The 426-nt window shown below is 75.4% G+C and carries 1 pseudogene; it reads left to right on the forward strand.

What is annotated here, in order from left to right:
• Positions 1-426 (forward strand): annotated as a pseudogene (locus GT030_RS36330) (nickel transporter); the annotation flags it as partial.

Below are 426 nucleotides of genomic sequence, written 5' to 3' on the forward strand. Positions count from 1 at the left end.
CCGGGCCCGGCTGCGGGACGTGCTCCCGCTGGCCGCCTCGGTCACCGTCACCCACACCCTCGGGGTGGTCGCGCTGGGGCTCCTGGTGACGGCCGGCTCCGCCGCGACACCCTCGGTGGTGGCGTGGCTGGGGGTGGCGAGCGGTGCGCTGGTGCTCGGGGCGGGGGTGAACCTCGTACGGCGGGCCTGGCGGGGGCGGGTGGCTCAGGCGGGGCATACGCACGAGCACGTACCGGCCGCCGAGGTGGAGGTGCGGGCCCCGGCGCTGGTGGGTGGGGGTGCTGGTGGGGAGACCCATATGGGCACGCACCATGGCGTGGCAGCACACACCCACACCCACGCAGAGGCCCCCGTGGGCACGCACCCTGGGGCGGGAACACACAGCCACGTCCACGGTGAGGAGGCCCATGTGGCCACACACCATGG

It is taken from the genome of Streptomyces sp. SID1328 (assembly GCF_009865595.1).
Lineage (GTDB): Bacteria > Actinomycetota > Actinomycetes > Streptomycetales > Streptomycetaceae > Streptomyces > Streptomyces griseoluteus.